The organism is Amaricoccus sp., assembly GCF_017995835.1.
Classification (GTDB): domain Bacteria; phylum Pseudomonadota; class Alphaproteobacteria; order Rhodobacterales; family Rhodobacteraceae; genus Amaricoccus.
The window spans coordinates 17,046-33,962 of the sequence record NZ_JAGOID010000004.1; the positions used below are offsets into that span (position 1 = coordinate 17,046).

Consider the following 16,917-nt stretch of genomic DNA (forward strand, 5'->3'; position numbering starts at 1 on the left):
GATCGAGCTGGCGCGACGTCGACGCGGCGCCCGGGTCCGGCCGGCGCAAGCCGGGCGGAGTGGGTCGGGTTCAGGCCGCGGAATCGCGGGGCGTCAGGCGGTCGCGCAGCAGCGCCATGGGATGGGCGCGCAGCGTGAGGCGCAGGGCGGCGTAGTCGGCGACGATGGCCTCGCCGAGCGTCGCCGGCGGCAGGGCGACCGGGGCCTCCGCGCCCTCGCCCTCGAGCCCGTCGAAGAGCGGCAGCGGCCTGCGGCCGCGGATCGCCCGGGCGGCCCACAGCGCCTCGCGCCGGCCGATCCCGAGGCTCGCGAAGGCGTCGGCCTCGGCCAGAGCCGCGAGGAGGCGGGGCTCGATCCCGGCGCGGCGCCACACCGCCTCGACGTCGGGGTAGCCGTTGCCGCGGGCGGCGGCGATCCACATCGCGTCGTCCTCGCGCATCGCCCTGATCTGGCGCAAGCCCAGCCGCAGCGCCAGCCCGCCGCGGCTGTCGGGTTCGAGCGTGTTGTCCCAGAAGCTCGCGTTGATGCAGACGGGTCGCACCTCGACATCGTGGGCGCGCGCGTCGCGCACGATCTGGGCCGGGGCGTAGAAGCCCATGGGCTGGGCGTTGAGGAGCGCGCAGGCGAAGACCGCCGGGTGATGGCGCTTGATCCAGGCCGAGGCGTAGACGAGGAGCGCGAAGCTCGCCGCGTGGCTCTCGGGGAAGCCGTAGGAGCCGAAGCCCTCGATCTGGGAGAAGCAGCGCTCGGCGAAATCGGCCGGGTAGCCGTTCGCCGCCATGCCCGACAGGAACCGCTCGCGGAACCTGTAGACCGTGCCGTCGCCCTTGAAGGTGCCGAGGGCGCGGCGCAGGCGGTCGGCCTCGTCGGGGGTGAAGCCCGCGCCGACGATGGCGATCTGCATCGCCTGTTCCTGGAAGAGCGGCACGCCCAGCGTGCGCTTCAGCACCGCCCCGAGCGCGTCCGAGGGATAGTCCACCGTCTCCGCGCCCCGCCGCCGCCGCAGGTAGGGATGCACCATGCCCCCCTGGATCGGCCCCGGCCGCACGATCGCCACCTCGATGACGAGGTCGTAGAACTCCCGCGGCTGCATTCGTGGCAGGAAGCTGAGCTGCGCCCGGCTCTCGACCTGGAAGACGCCGATCGCGTCGGCGCGGCAGAGCATGTCGTAGACCGCCGGATCCTCCTGCGGCAGGCTCGCCAGCGTGTGGCGGACGCCGCAATGGGAGGCAAGCAGGTCGAGCGCCTTGCGGATGCAGGTGAGCATCCCGAGCGCCAGCACGTCGACCTTGAGGATGCCGAGCGTCTCGATGTCGTCCTTGTCCCAGGCGATGACGGTGCGGTCCTCCATCGCCGCGTTCTCGACCGGCACGAGTTCGTCGAGCCGGCCCTCGGTGATGACGAAGCCGCCGACATGCTGGCTGAGGTGGCGCGGAAAGCCGACGATCTCGTCGACGAGTTGCATGGTCAGCGCGAGCCGGGGCTCGTCGGGGTCGAGGCCGAGCTCGACCAGCCGCTCGCGCGGCAGGCCGCCGCCGCCCCAGCCCCAGATCTGGCTGGAGAGCGCCGCGACCGTGTCCTTCGAGAGGCCCATGGCGGCGCCGACCTCGCGGATCGCCCGCTTGCCGCGATAGTGGATCACCGTGGCGCAGAGCCCGGCGCGGTGGCGGCCGAAGCGGTTGTAGATGTACTGGATCACCTCCTCGCGGCGCTCGTGCTCGAAGTCGACGTCGATGTCGGGCGGCTCGTCGCGGGCGTCGGAGACGAAACGTTCGAAGACCATCGTCCCCGTATCGGGCGACATCGAGGTGATGCCGAGCGCCCAGCAGACGATGGAGTTCGCCGCCGACCCCCGCCCCTGGCAGAGGATGTCCCGGCTGCGGGCGTACGTCACCGCGTCATGGACGGTGAGGAAGAACGGCGCGTATTCCTTGCGCGCGATCAGCGCCAGTTCGCGGTCCGCCTGGGCCCGGCGCGCCTCCGGGACGCCCTCGGGATAGCGCCAGGCGAGCCCGTCCGCCGTCAGCCGGACGAGCCGGGCCTGCGGATCCTCGCCGTCCCAGATCTCGCTCGGGTATTCGTAGCGCAGCTGGTCGAACGCGAAGCGGCAATCGTCCGCGATCTCGCCGGCGCGATGCGCCGCGGCCGCGTGCGGGCCGAGGAGGCGCAGCATCTCCGCCTCGGACCTGAGCCGTCGCTCGGCGTTGGCGAGGGCGGCGCGGCCGATCTTCTCGATCCGCTTGCCCGCGCGGATGCAGGTCAGCACGTCGACGAGCCGCCGGCGGCTGGCGTGGTGCATGATCGGCTCGGCCGAGGCGACGAGGCCGATCCCGAGTCCGTCCGCGATCTCCGCCAGCCGGTCGAAGCGCGCCGCGTCTTGTCCGTCATAACGCGGCGCGGCGACGAGATGCGTCCGCGCTCCCGCCTCCCGCACCAGCCGCCGCGCCTGCGGCAGCCATGCCCGGACCCCGCCCCGCGTCGGCGGGTGCAGCAGCAGGTGCAACCCCTCCATCCCGGTCAGGTCGTCGAGCCGGAGGAGGCATTCCCCCTTGCGCGCCCGTCGCGCGCCTTCGGTGAGGAGCCGGCACAGCCGCCCCCATCCGGCGCGGTCGCGCGCCAGCGCGGTCGCCTCGATCCCTTCCTCCAGCGCCAGCCGGGCCCCCGGCAGGAGCCGCGTCGCGCCGCCGGCGACGCGCAGGGCCTTGTGCGCCCGCACCAGCCCCGCCACCGAGTTGCGGTCGGCGATCGCCAGCGCCGGCAGGCCCAGCTCGATCGCCCGCGCCGCGTATTCCTGCGGGTGGCTCCCTCCGGTCAGGAAGGTGAAGTTCGAGGTGGCGCAGAGCTCGGCGAAGGGCATGGTCGGGTTGGTGTCACGGGCGCGTCATCGCAGCGTCGTTCAGCGGCGCCATGCTGGGACGAATCGTGCTAGGGTAGCACCCCGAATGACCGTGGGGGAGGATAAAACATGAACACCGCAGTTCAGATCGACGACTACGCCCGCCGGCTCTACGCGGCCAGCGGCGACAAAGCCGAATACGAGGCCGCCCAGAAGGCCCGCGACTGCGAGGCCCGCGGCGCCGAGGCCGAGGCCGACCAGTGGCGCAAGGTGCGCGAGAGGATCCGCATCCTGCGCGGCCCGAACGCGAGCTGACCCCGGCTTCCCGCGCCTCCCCGCCTGCGCCGGGAGTTCGGCCGGGACGGCGGCGTCATGGTCCCTGACGAGCCCGACGGTTCCCCGGAAGACGCCTGCCCTGATCCGGAACCCCGAGCGGAGGGGTCAGGGCCTCGTCAGGCGGGCGCGGATGCGGGCGCGGACATCTTCGGGCTCCTCCGCCAGCGCCGTGGCGAGGCCGCGCAGCCGGTGGCGCAGGCCGTGGATCTGGTCGATGAGCGACAGGACCATGCCGGCCGCGTCCTCGTCCATTTCGAAGTCGTCCGACAACTCGGCCAGCAGCCGCGCCCGCGCCACGTCGGCCTCGCGAAAGGCGAGCCGGCCCTCGCGTTCCTCGGGGGACAGGCAATGCGCCGAGACCCAGGAACGCAGCCGGGCCACGGTCACGCCGTCGACCTGCGCCACGACCTCGGTCTCGCTGTAGTAACGGGTCTCCGCCATCAGCTCATTCCCTTGCGTGGGTCGTAGGCGTGGTCCTTGCGCCACGCCTCCATGAACGCCTCGAGCTCGGCGTCGACCTTGGGCGGCGACACGATCTTCAGCCGCACGCGCTGGTCGCCCCGCCTGTCGCCGCGTTTCACGCCGCGGCCGCGCAGGCGCAGCACCTGACCGGAGCTCGCGCCCCTGGGGATGGTGAGGTTCACCTTGCCGTCGATCGTCGGCGTGGCGACCTTGCCGCCGAGCACGGCTTCGTCGATCGTGATCGGCAGCTCGATCTCGATGTCGTCGCCTTCGCGGGTGAAGATCGGGTGTGGCGCGACGGTCACCGTCACCAGCGCGTCGCCCGGCGGGCCCTCGCCATAGCCGGGCGCGCCCTTGCCGCGCAGGCGGATGGTCTGGCCGTCGTGCACCCCTTGCGGGATCGACACTTCGAGCGGCCCGCCGCCCGGCAGGCTCACCCGCTTCGTGGCGCCATAGATGGCGTCGAGAAAGCTGATCTCCAGCGTGAAGTGCTGGTCCTGCCCGCGCATCGCGAAGCCCTCGGCCCCGCCCGCCCTGCCGCCGGCCCCGCGCCGGCCGAACAGGTCGGAGAAGACGCCCGACATGTCGATGTCCTCGAAGCCGCGGCTGGACCGGTAGGTCGCCTCCGGCCCCTCGGTGTATTCGCGGTAGAAGCGCCGCTCCGGCCGCTCCTGCCCGCTCGCGTCGATCTCGCCCGCGTCGAAGCGGCGGCGCTGCTCGGCGTCCTTGAGCAGGTCGTAGGCCGCCGAGGCCGCCTTGAACTTCGCCTCGGCCTTGCCGTCGCCGGGGTTGAGATCGGGGTGGCTCTCGCGGGCTACGCGCTTGTAGGCCTTGCGGATCTCGTCCGCGCTCGCCGTCTTGTTTACGCCCAGGGCGGCGTAGGGGTCGTCGCTCATCCAGTCCTCTCAGCCGTCCTTCCGGGCACGGGCCGGCGGACCCTCGCAAACCGCCGCCGCCCGGTCAACGGGCGGCCCTCACCCGTGATCCCCGTCCGCGTCGCCGTCCGCGTTCGCAAGGGCGAGCGCGCGGGCGTAGACGTCCCGGCGCGGCAGGCCGAGCCGGGACGCGACGGCGGCGGCGGCATCCTTGACGGAGCCGGCGGCCAGCGCCTCGGCGAGGGCGGCGTCGAGGTCGTCGCCGGTCGCCTGGATCGCGGCGGGAGGGCCGACCACGACGACGATCTCGCCCTTCGGCTCTGGCTCGGCCGCGTAGGCCTCGGAGAGATCGCCGAGCGCGCCGCGGCGCACCTCCTCGAAACGCTTCGTCAGCTCCCGGCACACCGCCGCGGGCCGCTCCGCCCCGAGCGTGGCCGCCATGTCGGCGAGGCTGGCGGCGAGCCGGCGGGGGCTCTCGTAGAAAACCAGCGTCGCGGGGACGGCGGCCAGTTCCGCCATCGCGCGGGAGCGCGCCGCGGCGCGCGGCGGCGGGAAGCCCGCGAACAGGAAGCGGTCCGTCGGCAGCCCCGCCACCGACAACGCGGCGAGGAGCGCCGAGGCGCCGGGCGCGGCCATAACCGGCAGGCCGGCGTCGATGGCCTCGCGCGCCAACCGCCAGCCCGGGTCCGCCACCAGCGGCGTGCCGGCGTCCGAGACGAGCGCGACCGACTTGCCCTCCGCCAGAGCGGCGAGCAGGCGCGGCCGCATCGCCGCGCCGTTGTGGTCATGGTAGGGCAGGATGGTGCGCGGGTCGCGCCGCACGCCGTGGATGTCGAGCAGCTTGCGCGTCCGCCGCGTGTCCTCGGCGGCGAGGATGTCGGCGCCGGCAAGGATGTCGAGCGCCCGCAGCGTCACGTCCCGCGCCGCGCCGATCGGGGTCGCGACGAGGTGGAGCCCCGGCGGAACGCGGGCCCCGGGGAGCGCCTCCGGCCCGCCGGCGTCCGCGACCGGCTCGTCATCGGCGTCCTTTCGCAAGTTTACTTTCCCCGCACGAGTCCCTAGCTTCCCGCCCAGTCTGACGGAAGCAACGAAGGTCTGCGCGCGCCATGAACCTGTCAACCGTCGTCTCCGCCGTCGCCCGGCGCGGCTTCCTCGGCGCCGCCCTCCTCGTGCTCGCCGCATGTGCCGCGGGTCCGGCCATCCGCGCCGGCGGCGACGGACCGGCCGTCGATCCGAACGCCCAGGTGCGGGTCGCGCTTCTCGTGCCGCAGTCGGCGGGCGACCCCGGACTCCAGCGTATCGCGCGCGACCTCGTCAACGCCGCCAAGCTCGCGCAGGCCGATCTCCGCAACGCCGACCTCGATTTGCAGGTCTACGACAGCCGGGGAACCTTCGCCGGAGGACAGGCGGCCGCGGAAATGGCCGTCGCGAACGGGGCGCAGATCGTTCTCGGGCCGCTGCTCAGCGTCGCCGCCGCGGGCGCCCAGCCCGTCGCGGCGAACGCCGGGCTCAGCATGCTGACCTTCAGCAACAACCCGTCGGTCGCCGGTCCGGGAACCTACCTCCTCGGCGTGACCCCCGGCAATGCGGCGAGCGCCCTCGCCCGGTTCTCTCTCGGCCGCGGGCTGTCGCGCTTCGGCGTGCTCTATGTCCAGGGCGAGACCGACGAGGTTGTCCGCGACAGCGTGATCGCTGCGGTCAACACCGCCGGCGGTCAGGTCGTATCGACGCAGGCCTATCCCTATTCCCAGCAGGGCGTGAGCGACACGGTCGCGGTCCTGTCGGTCGCGCTCCAGAACGCCGGCGCCAACGCGGTGTTCCTGACCGAGCGCTCCACCGCCGGCCTCGTCGCCGACGGGCTGCGCAGCAACGGCCTTTCGGCCGAGCAGGCGCTGCTTCTCGGGCTGCAGCCCTGGGGCGGCGACGCGGACACGCTGGCGCGGCCGAGCCTGCAGGGCGCCGTCTACGCCGCGCCCGATCCGTCGCTCCTCGCCACCTTCCAAGGCCGTTACGCCAACGCCTACGGGGAGCAGCCGCACGAACTCGCGGTGCTCGCCTATGACGGCGTCGCCGCGATCGGGACGCTGATCGCCGAGGCGCGGGCGCAGGGCGGTTCGCCCTTCAGCACCGCGCGCATCACCGCGCCGCAGGGCTTCGCCGGCGCGAACGGCGCCTTCCGCTTCACACGCGACGGGCTCAGCCAGCGCAACCTCGCCGTCCTCGAGGTGCGCAACGGTACGGCGGTGGTCGTCTCGCGCGCGGCGCGCGGCTTCGGCGGCCTTGGGAACTGAGGCGGCGCGCGAGGCGGACGCCGCCCCGCCTCGCTGGCCGGGACTCTGCGCGGGCCCGGAAGCCATCCTCGACGTCGCCGGCGCCCAGGCCGCCGTCAGCGAGGCGGCGTCGGGCGCGCCGGAGCGCGCCGAGCGCAGGCCCCGCGCCGTCGCCGCGCTGCGTGCGGCCTACGCCGAGGGACGCGCCCATATCGCCGCCGCCGTAGCCGCGTCGCCGACCGAGGCGCACCGGGCCATCCACGACTACGCCTGGCTCACCGACCAGATCGTGACGATGACGCTCGATCTCGCTCTCCACTGGCTGCATCCGCTCTCCAACCCGACCTCGACGGAACGGATCGCGGCGATTGCAACCGGCGGCTACGGCCGGGGGGAGATGGCGCCCTTCTCGGACATAGACCTGCTGTTTCTCACCCCGTACAAGCAGACCGCCTGGGGCGAGAGCCTGATCGAGAGCGTGCTCTACTGCTTGTGGGACCTGCGGCTCAAGGTCGGTCATGCGGTGCGCACGGTGGATGACTGCCTGCGCCTCGCACGGCAGGATCTGACGATCCGCACCTCGCTTCTCGAGAACCGTTACGTCTGGGGCGACGCGGCGCTGGCGGCGACGCTCTCCGAGCGGCTTTGGACCGACCTCTTCGCCAGCACGGGGCCGGAGTTCGTCGAGGCGAAGCTCGTCGAGCGCGCCGAGCGGCACGCGCGCCAGGGGGCGTCTCGCTATCTGCTGGAGCCGAACGTCAAGGAAGGCAAGGGCGGCCTTCGCGACCTCCAGACGCTGTTCTGGATCACCAAGTATCTCTACCGGGGCGCCACGCCCGCGGATCTCGTCGAGATCGGCGTGTTCACGCCGGGGGAGCATCGCATCTTCGCCGAGGCGGAGGCGTTCCTGTGGATGACGCGGGTGCATCTGCATCTGCTCAACAATCGCGCCACGGAGCAGCTGACCTTCGACGCCCAGGTCGAGATCGCCGCGACGCTCGGCTATGCCCCGACCGAGGGCCAGCGTTCGGTCGAGCGGTTCATGCAGCGCTACTTCACCCATGCCAAGCACGTCGGCGACCTGACGCGCATCTTCCTCGCGGGATTGGAGGCGCGGCACGTCAAGCCGAAGCCCTCGTTCGGGCAGACGCTGAGGAACGTCTTCGCCATCGGCCGCGGCCCGGAGGCGGCGCCGGGCTACCGGCTGAAGCACGGGCGGCTCGACATCGCCGATCCTGAAAAGTTCCTCGCCGACCCCGTCAACCTGCTGCGGCTCTTCGACGTCGGCGCAGCGAGCGACGCGCCGATCCATCCCGACGCGCTGCGCCTCGTCGCGGCGAACCTCGCGCTGGTCGACGACCGGATGCGCGCGGACCCGGAGGCGAACCGCATCTTCCTCGCGCTGCTGACCGGGCAGAACAATCCGGAGCGGGCGCTGCGGCTGATGAACGAGGTTGGCCTGCTCGGCGCCTTCATCCCGGAATTCGGCCGGGTCGTGGCGATGATGCAGTTCAACATGTATCACCACTACACGGTGGACGAGCACACGATCCGCACGATCTCGACGCTCAGCCAGATCAGCCGGGGCGAGCTCAAGGCGGAAGTCCCCGTCGCCTCCGGCATCGTCGAGCGCGGGTTGAACCGCCGCGTGCTCTACACCGCGCTGCTGATCCACGACCTCGGCAAGGGTTCGGGCAAGGACCATTCGACGGTCGGCGCGGTGATCGCGCGCACGCTCTGCCCGCGGCTCGGCCTCGACGCCGAGGAGAGCGCGCTGGTCGAGTGGCTGGTGAAGAACCACCTTCTGATGTCGGACGTCGCCCAGCGCCGCGACCTCGCCGACCCGCGCACGGTCCGCGACTTCGCCGCCGCGGTGCAGAGCCCGTCGCGGCTGCGGCTGCTCACCGTGATGACCGTCTGCGACATCCGCGGCGTCGGCCCCGGCGTCTGGAACAACTGGAAGGCCATGCTGCTGCGCGCGCTCTACGCGGAGACGATCGGGCACCTGACCGGCGGCAGCCAGGCGCAGAGCGGTCCGGAGCGCGAGGCGGCGGCGCGGGAGGCGCTCGCGGGCGAGCTGGGCGGCTGGCCGCCCGAGGCGATCGCCGCCGAGCAGGCGCGCCACTATGCGCCCTACTGGCTCGGGTTCGACACCCGCACCCACGCGATCTTCGCCGGCTTGATCGAGCGCCTCGCCGAGGGCGAGGAGCCGGCGATGCATGTCGAGCTCGAGGAGGAGCGCGACGCCACCCAGGTCTGTTTCGCGATGTCGGACCATCCCGGCATCTTCGCCCGTCTGGCGGGCGCGCTGGCGCTCGCCGGGGCGAACGTGGTGGACGCGCGCACCTACACCTCGTCGGACGGCATCGCGACGGCGGCGTTCTGGATCCAGGACGGCGAGGGCAAACCCTACGAGAAATCCCGTCAGGGCCGGCTGCGCACGGGCGTCCTGCGCATGCTCAAGGGCGAGATCGTGGCCCGTGACGCGTTGCGCGACAAGGACAAGGTCAAGCGCCGCGAACGGGACTTCGAGGTGCCGACCCGGGTCAGCTTCGACAACGAGGGTTCGGACATCTACACCATCATCGAGGTGGAGACCCGCGACCGCCCCGGCCTCCTCTTCGACCTTACCCGCACGCTCACCGCCAACAACGTCTCGATCGCCTCGGCGATCATCGCCACCTATGGCGAGCAGGCCGTCGACGTCTTCTATGTCAAGGATCTGTTCGGCCTGAAGCTGTTCTCCGAGGCAAAGCGCCGCTCCCTCGCCGCCCGCCTCCGCACCGCCATCGCCCCCGCGCCGCCCCCGCCGCCGTCCGGCGGGGCGAGCTGAATCCCCGCCCGGGAGCCGCGCATTTCTGGAACGATTCCAGCCTGACTTGACTCCGGGCCTCCGCGAGCGCACTTGCAAGGGCAGCACCGGAGCCCGAGAAATGTTCATCCAGACCGAATCCACGCCCAATCCCGCCACGCTGAAGTTCCTTCCCGGCCAGGTCGTGCTGCCAACCGGCACGGCGGACTTCCCGTCCGAGGCGGCCGCTGCGGCCTCGCCGCTGGCGCGGCGCATCTTCGGCGCGGGCGGGGTGGCGGGGGTGTTCTTCGGCCACGACTTCGTGACCGTGACCAAGACCGACGACGTCGACTGGAGCCACGCCAAGCCGGCGATCCTCGGCGCGATCATGGAGCATTTCCAGTCCGGCGCTCCCGCGATCGAGGGCGACGCCGGCGCGGTGGAGCACGCCGAGCATGACGGTCCCGACGCCGAGATCGTCGGCCAGATCAAGGAGCTGCTCGACACCCGGGTGCGGCCCGCGGTGGCGCAGGACGGCGGCGACATCACGTTCCATGGTTTCGACCGGGGCGTCGTCTACCTGCACATGCAGGGCGCCTGCGCCGGCTGCCCGTCCTCGACGATGACGCTCAAGATGGGCATCGAGAACCTGCTGCGCCACTACATCCCCGAGGTCACCGAGGTCCGCCCTGTCGGCCTCTGAGGCCGACCTGCCCCCGGTCGGGACGCCGCTCGTCCTTGCCTTCGACGCTTCCGGCGGCCGCTGCGCCGCCGCGCTCGTGGCCGGGGGCCGGGTGCTGGCGTCCCGGGCCGAGACGACCGATCGCCGCGAGGCGGAAAGGCTGATCCCGCTCATCGAGGCGGTCCTGGCGGAGGCGGGCGTCGCATGGCCCGCGCTCGACGCGCTCGCCGTCTCCACCGGTCCCGGCGACTTCACCGGAGTGCGCGTCGCCGTGGCGGCCGCGCGGGGGCTGGCGATGGCGCTGGGGCGGCCGGCGATCGGCGTATCGCGCCTCGAGGCGCTCGCCGAAGGCCACGCCGCGGCGCTCGTCGCCGTGGACGCCCGCCGCGGCATGGTCGCGGCGCAGGCGTTCGCGAACGGCGCGCCGCTCGCGCCGCCGGCGCTCGTCCCGGTCGAGACGCTCGGCAGTCATGCGCCCCCGGGCGCGGCGCTGCTCGGGGCCGCGGCCGCCCCGGACACGCCGGAGGCCAGCGAATCCCCCGACCCCGCCGCCCTCGCCCGCATCGCGGCGGCGCGGCTCTCCGATCCCGGTCCGCCGCCGGCGCCGATCTACCTTCGTCCGCCCGATGCGGCGCCGTCAGAACCGGCCCCGCCGCTTCTCGATGACGGCTGAGGCGCTGGCCGCGCTCCACGCGCGTTGCTTCGACACGGGTCCGCCGCCGTGGTCGGCGGCGTCCTTCGTCGGTCTCCTCGAGGACCCGGCGTGCTTTCTGCTCGCCCGCCCCGGCGGCTTCGCGCTCGGCCGCGCCGCGGCGGGCGAGGCGGAGCTGCTCACCATCGCCGTCGCGCCGGAGGCGCGCCGGGGCGGCGTCGGACGGGCGCTGCTGGCGGCGTTCGAGGCGGAGGCGACGCGACGCGGGGCGGAGGAAGCCTTCCTCGAGGTCTCCGAGGCCAACGCGGCCGCCCGCGCCCTTTACGCCGGCGCGGGCTACTCGGTGGCCGGCCGGCGGCCCGGCTACTATCGACGGGCGGACAATTCGCCCGTCGCGGCGCTCACGCTGCGCAAACGCTTGCGGAACCCTTGCCGCGTTCCAAAAACCGATTGACCGCCTTCGGACGATAAGCCTTTACTGGCCCGTCGCTTTGCGCCGGCGACCGCTGCGCAGCGGTCGCCCGCGAGCATGGCGAGGCCGGCAACGGCGCCCCTTTTTCCCTTGGAGGATCTGATGACCCTGGCAAAGACCCTCGTGGCGGCGGCGACGCTCGTCGCGGCAACGACGGCGGCTCAGGCGCAGGACGCCAACCCGGCCGTGATCTTCGATCGCGGCGGCAAGTTCGACAAGTCGTTCAACCAGGCCTCCTACGAGGGCGCCGAGCGGTTCAAGACCGAGACCGGCATCGGCTATGCCGAGTTCGAGATCCAGCAGGACGCCCAGCGCGAGCAGGCGCTGCGCCGCTTCGCCGAGCGCGGCCACAACCCGGTCGTCGTCGCCGGCTTCTCGAACGAGACCGCGATGCAGACGGTCGCTCAGGAGTTCCCCGAGACCCAGTTCGCGATCATCGACGCCGTCGTCGACCAGCCCAACGTGCGCTCGGTGATCTTCAACGAGCACGAGGGCAGCTACCTCGTCGGCGTCCTCGCCGCCATGGCTTCGAAGTCGGGCAAGGTCGGTTTCGTCGGCGGCATGGACATCCCGCTGATCCAGAAGTTCGCCTGCGGCTACGTCCAGGGCGTCAAGGCGACCGACCCGGACGCCGAGGTGTTCCAGAACATGACCGGCAACACGCCGGAGGCGTGGAACGACCAGGCCCGCGGTGCCGAGATCACCCGCAGCCAGATCGACCGCGGCGCCGACGTGGTCTATCACGCCGCCGGCGGCACCGGCATCGGCGTGCTTCAGGCGGCGGCCGACGCGGGCGTCTACGGCATCGGCGTGGATTCGAACCAGAACTACCTGCATCCCGGCCACGTCCTGACCTCGATGCTGAAGCGGGTCGACAACGCCGTCTACGACGCGCTCGCGGACAGCAACAACGGCGAATGGACCTCGGGCGTCTACGTGATGGGCCTGAAGGAGGACGGCGTCGGCTGGGCCCTCGACGAGAACAACGCGGCGCTCATCACCGACGAGATGAAGGCGGCGGCCGAGACTGCGCGCGAGAAGATCATCTCGGGCGAGATCAAGGTGCACGACTACACCACCGACGGCTCCTGCCCGGTCAGCTGAGGGGCGGTGACGGCGTCGTCCGCCCTTTCCGCGCCGGACCCCGGCGCCTCGACCCTCGCCATCGAGCTGGTGGGGGTCTCCAAGAGCTTTGGCCCGGTGCAGGCCAACAAGGACATCCATCTCGCGGTGCGCAAGGGCGCCATCCACGGCATCGTGGGCGAGAACGGCGCCGGCAAGTCGACGCTGATGTCGATCCTCTACGGCTTCTATCACGCCGACGCCGGCGAGATCCGGGTGAACGGGGTGACGACGCCGATCCCCGACAGCCAGGCCGCGATCCGCGCCGGCATCGGCATGGTCCACCAGCACTTCATGCTGGTCGAGCCGTTCACCGTGCTCGAGAACGTCATCCTCGGGGCCGAGAACGGTGCGCTGTTGCGGCCTTCGCTCGCCAGGGCGCGGGCCGAGCTGAAGCGGCTGGAGCAGGAATACGAACTCGACGTCGACCCGGACGCGGTGGTGGGCGAGCTTTCGGTCGGCCATCAGCAGCGGGTCGAGATCCTCAAGGCGCTCTATCGCGAGTGCGACATCCTGATCCTCGACGAGCCGACCGGCGTGCTGACGCCGGCCGAGGCGGACCATCTGTTCCGCATCCTCGGGCACCTGAAGGAACAGGGCAAGACGATCATCCTCATCACCCACAAGCTCCGCGAGATCATGGCGATCACCGACCAGGTGAGCGTGATGCGCCGGGGCGAGATGGTGAGGACGCTGACGACGTCGGAGACCAGCCCGGCCGAGATCGCCGAGCTGATGGTCGGGCGGCGGGTGCTGCTGCGGGTGGAGAAGGGCCCTGCCCGACCCGGCGAGACGCTGCTCGAGGTACGCAACCTTTCCGTCACCGACGCCAAGGGCGTGGCGCGGCTGAAATCGGTGAGCTTCGCCGTGCGCGCGGGCGAGATCCTCGGCGTCGCCGGGGTTGCGGGCAACGGCCAGTCCGAGCTTCTCGAGGTCCTTGCCGGCTATGCGCCCGCGACCTCGGGCGAGGTGCTCTTCAAGGGTCGGCCGCTCGACCTCTCGCGCCACACCAACGCCGACGACCGCCGCGACGTCGGCATCGCGCATGTCCCGGAGGACCGCCATCGCCGCGGCCTCGTCATGGCCTTCGCGGCGTGGGAGAATTCCTGCCTCGGCTACCATCGCGAGGAACGGTTGCAGGGCGGCTTCGGCACGCTCGACCGCGACGCAATCCGCGACCTCGCCCGCAAGGGCATCGAGCGCTTCGACATCCGCCCGCCGTCCTGCGACCTGAAGACCGCGAACTTCTCCGGCGGCAACCAGCAGAAGATCGTGCTCGCCCGCGAGATCGAGCGCGAGCCCGAGGTTCTCCTGATCGGGCAACCGACCCGCGGCGTCGACATCGGCGCCATCGAGTTCATCCACAACGAGATCGTCGCCCTGCGCGACCGCGGCAAGGCGATCGTCCTCGTCTCGGTCGAGCTCGACGAGATCCAGGCGCTCTCGGACCGCATCATCGTCATGTTCGACGGCGCCATATCCGGCGAGCGCGCCGCCGGCCAGACCGACGAGCGCGAACTCGGCCTGCTCATGGCCGGCATCGACCCCGGCAAGGGGCGCGCGGCGTGACGCCCGCGCTGCCGCGCTGGGCCGACCTCGTCCTGATCCCGGGGCTGAACCTCGCGCTCGCCTTCCTGGTCGCCGGTCTCGTCGTGGTCTTCATCGGCGAGGATCCGATCCGGGCCGTGCGCATCCTGATCCAGGGCTCGCTCGGCTCGTCCTACGGCATCGGGTTCACGCTCTTCTACGCCACCACCTTCGTCTTCACCGGGCTCGCCGTGGCGATCGCCTTCCACGCCAGCCTCTTCAACATCGGCGGCGAGGGACAGGCGGCGCTCGGCGGCGTCGGCGCGACGCTCGTCTGCCTCGCCGTGCCCTGGCCGCACTGGGCGCTGGCGCTGCCCTTTGCAATCCTCGGCGCGGGGCTGCTCGGCGGGGCTTGGGCCTTCATCCCCGGCTATCTCCAGGCGAAGCGCGGCAGCCACATCGTGATCACCACGATCATGTTCAACTTCATCGCCTCGGCGCTGGTGGTCTACCTCCTGAACAACGTGCTGAAGGCGCCCGGGATGTCGCTGGAGACCCGCAAGTTCGGCGAGGGGACCTACCTGCCCTTCATGCACGAGATGCTCGGCGCGATCGGAATCGAGATGTCGCGCACACCGATGAACCTCACCTCGATCCTCGCCCTCGCCGCCGCCTTCCTGACCTGGCTCCTGATCTGGCGCACCCGGCTCGGCTACGAGATCCGCGCCTTCGGCCATTCCGAGCCGGCGGCGGTCTATGCCGGCATCGATCCCGTCCGCATCACCATCCTCGTCATGGTCATGTCGGGCGCGATGGCGGGGTTGATGGCGCTCAACGTCGTGATGGGCTACCAGCACCGGCTCGTGCTCGACTTCGTCGGCGGCGCGGGCTTCGTCGGCATCGCGGTGGCGCTGATGGGCCGGTCGCACCCGGTCGGGGTCATCCTCGCCTCGATCCTCTTCGGCATCCTCTACCAGGGCGGGGCCGAACTCGCCTTCGAGATGCCCGCGATCACCCGCGACATGATCGTGGTGATCCAGGCGCTGGTCATCCTGTTCACCGGCGCGCTCGAGAACCTCGTCCGTCTGCCGGTCGAGCGCGTCTTTGCGCGGCGGGCGCGCGGGTGATGGATCTCCCGGTCGTCCTCCAGCTTCTCGACTCCAGCGTCCGGCTCGCCGCGCCGCTGCTGCTCGCCTGTCTCGCCGGCCTCTACTCCGAGCGCGCCGGCATCTTCGACATCGGCCTCGAGGGCAAGATGCTCGCCGCCGCCTTCGTCGCCGCGGCGACGTCGGCCTATACCGGCTCGGCGTGGTTCGGCCTCCTCGGCGGCATGGCCGCCTCGATCCTGCTCGCCCTCGTCCACGGCCTTGCCTCGATCACGCTCAGGGGCAACCAGCTGATCTCCGGCGTCGCGATCAACTTCCTCGCCTCCGGCATGACGGCGCTGATCGGTCAGAGCCTCTTCGGCCTCGGCGGCCAGACGCCCCAACTCGACGGGCCGCAGCGTTTCGGCGCCCTGACGCTGCCCCTTGCCGAGACGCTGCACGGCGTTCCCGTCCTGGGGCCGATCTGGTCCGACCTCGTTTCCGGGCACAACCTCCTCGTCTACGTCGCCTTCCTTGCCGTGCCGGCGACGTGGTGGGTGCTCTACCGGACCCGCTTCGGCCTTCGGCTGCGGGCCGTCGGCGAGAACCCGGCCGCCGTGGACACCGCCGGCGTCTCGGTGGTGCGCCTGCGCTACGGCGCCGTCGTCATCGCGGGCGTTCTCTGCGGGATCGCAGGGGCCTACCTCTCCACCGCCATGTCGGCCGGCTTCATCCGCGACATGACCGCCGGCAAGGGATTCATCGCGCTGGCCGCGCTCATCTTCGCCAAATGGCGGCCGTGGCCCGCGCTGTTCGCCTGCCTGCTCTTCGGCCTGCTCGAAGCGGTCGGCATCCGCTATCAGGGCATCAGGATCGGCGACTTCGCCGTGCCGGTGCAGCTCATGCAGGCGCTGCCGTACGTCCTGACCGTCGTCATCCTGGCGGGCTTCGTGGGCAGGGCGATCCCGCCCAGGGCCGGCGGCCGCCCCTATGTGAAGGAACGCTGACATGGAGGCGCTCGAGGTCGTCCGCGATCGCGCCGGACCGGAGCCGATCGGCATCGGCCTGATCCTCGGCTCCGGCCTCGGGCGCCTCGCCGATGCCGTCGACGGCCCGGCCATCGACTATGCCGACCTGCCGGGCTTCCCCCACGCCGGCGTTTCGGGCCACAACCCCAGGCTGGTGATCGGCCGGTTCGAGGGCCGCCGCATCGCCGTTCTCGGCGGTCGCGCCCATTACTACGAGAGGGGCGAGGCCGGCGTCATGCGCCCGGCGCTGGAGACCCTCGCCGGCCTCGGGGTGCGGACGCTGTTCCTGACCAACGCCGCCGGCTCGTTCCGCCCGGACATCCCGCCGGGCGAGCTGATGCTGATCTCGGACCACATCAACTTCTCGGGGCGCAACCCGCTGATCGGCGAGCCCACCGACGCGCGCTTCGTCAACATGGTGGACGCCTACGACCCCGGCCTGCGCGCCGAACTGGCCGCCGCCGCCGCCGCCGAGGGCGTCGCGCTGCCCGAAGGCGTCTATGCCTGGTACTCCGGCCCCAGCTTCGAGACCCCGGCGGAAATCCGTGCGCTGCGGATCCTCGGCGCTGATGCGGTGGGCATGTCGACGGCGCCCGAGGTGATCCTCGCGCGCTTCCTCGGAATTCGCTGCGCGGCGATCTCCACCATCACCAACATGGTCGCCGGCATGAGCGACGAGGCGATCAGCCACGAGCACACCAAGGCCATGGCCCCGCTCGGCGCCGCCAAGCTCGAGCGCGTGCTGCGCCGCTGCCTGCGCAACCTCGCGCCCGCCTAGG

General features: G+C 71.8%; 15 protein-coding genes. 11 read left to right on the forward strand and 4 right to left on the reverse strand.

Features of this window, described 5'->3' with window-relative positions:
• Positions 1-70: 70 nt before the first annotated feature.
• Entirely contained in the window at positions 71-2,857 is a 2,787-nt protein-coding gene (locus tag KBA23_RS01250) for an error-prone DNA polymerase (RefSeq protein WP_290735774.1), read from the reverse strand.
• A 108-nt stretch (positions 2,858-2,965) separates the two neighbouring features.
• Between KBA23_RS01250 and KBA23_RS01255 the strand changes: the two genes are divergently transcribed.
• A complete protein-coding gene (locus tag KBA23_RS01255) occupies positions 2,966-3,151 on the forward strand; it encodes a hypothetical protein (protein WP_290735777.1) in 186 nt (61 codons plus the stop codon).
• 126 nt (positions 3,152-3,277) lie between these two features.
• Here KBA23_RS01255 and KBA23_RS01260 read toward each other — a convergent pair whose 3' ends face one another.
• The 3 genes from KBA23_RS01260 to rsmI all read right to left on the reverse strand — a co-directional run bounded on the left by KBA23_RS01260 (position 3,278) and on the right by rsmI (position 5,544).
• Positions 3,278-3,613 carry a MerR family transcriptional regulator gene (locus KBA23_RS01260; protein ID WP_290735780.1) on the reverse strand — a complete coding sequence of 112 codons (336 nt, stop codon included), beginning with the start codon at positions 3,611-3,613 and terminating at the stop codon, positions 3,278-3,280.
• The gene (locus KBA23_RS01265; RefSeq protein WP_290735783.1) at positions 3,613-4,530 is read right to left on the reverse strand and encodes a DnaJ C-terminal domain-containing protein; all 918 of its coding nucleotides are present in this window, start codon (positions 4,528-4,530) and stop codon (positions 3,613-3,615) included. The genes KBA23_RS01260 and KBA23_RS01265 overlap by 1 nt, the downstream gene beginning before the upstream one ends.
• Before the next feature lie 78 nt (positions 4,531-4,608).
• Positions 4,609-5,544: a 16S rRNA (cytidine(1402)-2'-O)-methyltransferase gene (gene rsmI / locus KBA23_RS01270; RefSeq protein WP_290735787.1), complete on the reverse strand. Its 936-nt coding sequence runs from the start codon at positions 5,542-5,544 to the stop codon at positions 4,609-4,611.
• Between the two features lie 71 nt (positions 5,545-5,615).
• Here rsmI and KBA23_RS01275 point away from each other — a divergent pair, with 71 nt between their 5' ends.
• From KBA23_RS01275 to KBA23_RS01320, 10 genes are all read left to right on the forward strand, one after another.
• Positions 5,616-6,800 carry a penicillin-binding protein activator gene (locus KBA23_RS01275; protein WP_290735789.1) on the forward strand — a complete coding sequence of 395 codons (1,185 nt, stop codon included), beginning with the start codon at positions 5,616-5,618 and terminating at the stop codon, positions 6,798-6,800.
• Positions 6,790-9,612, forward strand: coding sequence for a [protein-PII] uridylyltransferase (locus tag KBA23_RS01280; protein WP_290735791.1), 2,823 nt, complete (start codon positions 6,790-6,792; stop codon positions 9,610-9,612). The genes KBA23_RS01275 and KBA23_RS01280 overlap by 11 nt, the downstream gene beginning before the upstream one ends.
• Before the next feature lie 100 nt (positions 9,613-9,712).
• Positions 9,713-10,273 (forward strand): NifU family protein, encoded by a 561-nt coding sequence (locus KBA23_RS01285; RefSeq protein WP_290735792.1) that lies wholly within the window; start codon positions 9,713-9,715, stop codon positions 10,271-10,273.
• 7 nt (positions 10,274-10,280) lie between these two features.
• Positions 10,281-10,925, forward strand: a complete 645-nt coding sequence (tsaB, locus tag KBA23_RS01290) for a tRNA (adenosine(37)-N6)-threonylcarbamoyltransferase complex dimerization subunit type 1 TsaB (RefSeq protein ID WP_290735889.1) — start codon at positions 10,281-10,283, stop codon at positions 10,923-10,925.
• Positions 10,915-11,358, forward strand: coding sequence for a GNAT family N-acetyltransferase (locus KBA23_RS01295; RefSeq protein WP_290735793.1), 444 nt, complete (start codon positions 10,915-10,917; stop codon positions 11,356-11,358). The genes tsaB and KBA23_RS01295 overlap by 11 nt, the downstream gene beginning before the upstream one ends.
• A gap of 120 nt (positions 11,359-11,478) precedes the next feature.
• Positions 11,479-12,480 (forward strand): BMP family ABC transporter substrate-binding protein, encoded by a 1,002-nt coding sequence (locus KBA23_RS01300; protein ID WP_290735794.1) that lies wholly within the window; start codon positions 11,479-11,481, stop codon positions 12,478-12,480.
• Positions 12,481-12,486: 6 nt separating this feature from the next.
• Positions 12,487-14,067 (forward strand): ABC transporter ATP-binding protein, encoded by a 1,581-nt coding sequence (locus KBA23_RS01305; protein ID WP_290735795.1) that lies wholly within the window; start codon positions 12,487-12,489, stop codon positions 14,065-14,067.
• Positions 14,064-15,152: an ABC transporter permease gene (locus tag KBA23_RS01310; protein ID WP_290735796.1), complete on the forward strand. Its 1,089-nt coding sequence runs from the start codon at positions 14,064-14,066 to the stop codon at positions 15,150-15,152. Before KBA23_RS01305 ends, KBA23_RS01310 begins: the two co-directional genes overlap by 4 nt.
• Positions 15,152-16,117, forward strand: coding sequence for an ABC transporter permease (locus tag KBA23_RS01315; RefSeq protein WP_290735797.1), 966 nt, complete (start codon positions 15,152-15,154; stop codon positions 16,115-16,117). The genes KBA23_RS01310 and KBA23_RS01315 overlap by 1 nt, the downstream gene beginning before the upstream one ends.
• A gap of 1 nt (position 16,118) precedes the next feature.
• Positions 16,119-16,916, forward strand: a complete 798-nt coding sequence (locus KBA23_RS01320) for a purine-nucleoside phosphorylase (protein ID WP_290735798.1) — start codon at positions 16,119-16,121, stop codon at positions 16,914-16,916.
• Position 16,917 lies beyond the last annotated feature (1 nt).

What these genes read in the sequence shown, in the direction of transcription:
- KBA23_RS01315 (WP_290735797.1), top strand. Translation starts at nt 15,152, where the DNA reads ATGGATCTCCCGGTCGTCCTCCAGCTTCTCGACTCCAGCGTCCGGCTC.
- KBA23_RS01255 (WP_290735777.1), top strand. Translation starts at nt 2,966, where the DNA reads ATGAACACCGCAGTTCAGATCGACGACTACGCCCGCCGGCTCTACGCG.
- KBA23_RS01260 (WP_290735780.1), bottom strand. Translation starts at nt 3,613, where the DNA reads ATGGCGGAGACCCGTTACTACAGCGAGACCGAGGTCGTGGCGCAGGTC.
- KBA23_RS01300 (WP_290735794.1), top strand. Translation starts at nt 11,479, where the DNA reads ATGACCCTGGCAAAGACCCTCGTGGCGGCGGCGACGCTCGTCGCGGCA.
- KBA23_RS01295 (WP_290735793.1), top strand. Translation starts at nt 10,915, where the DNA reads ATGACGGCTGAGGCGCTGGCCGCGCTCCACGCGCGTTGCTTCGACACG.
- KBA23_RS01265 (WP_290735783.1), bottom strand. Translation starts at nt 4,530, where the DNA reads ATGAGCGACGACCCCTACGCCGCCCTGGGCGTAAACAAGACGGCGAGC.
- KBA23_RS01320 (WP_290735798.1), top strand. Translation starts at nt 16,119, where the DNA reads ATGGAGGCGCTCGAGGTCGTCCGCGATCGCGCCGGACCGGAGCCGATC.
- KBA23_RS01275 (WP_290735789.1), top strand. Translation starts at nt 5,616, where the DNA reads ATGAACCTGTCAACCGTCGTCTCCGCCGTCGCCCGGCGCGGCTTCCTC.
- KBA23_RS01250 (WP_290735774.1), bottom strand. Translation starts at nt 2,857, where the DNA reads ATGCCCTTCGCCGAGCTCTGCGCCACCTCGAACTTCACCTTCCTGACC.
- KBA23_RS01285 (WP_290735792.1), top strand. Translation starts at nt 9,713, where the DNA reads ATGTTCATCCAGACCGAATCCACGCCCAATCCCGCCACGCTGAAGTTC.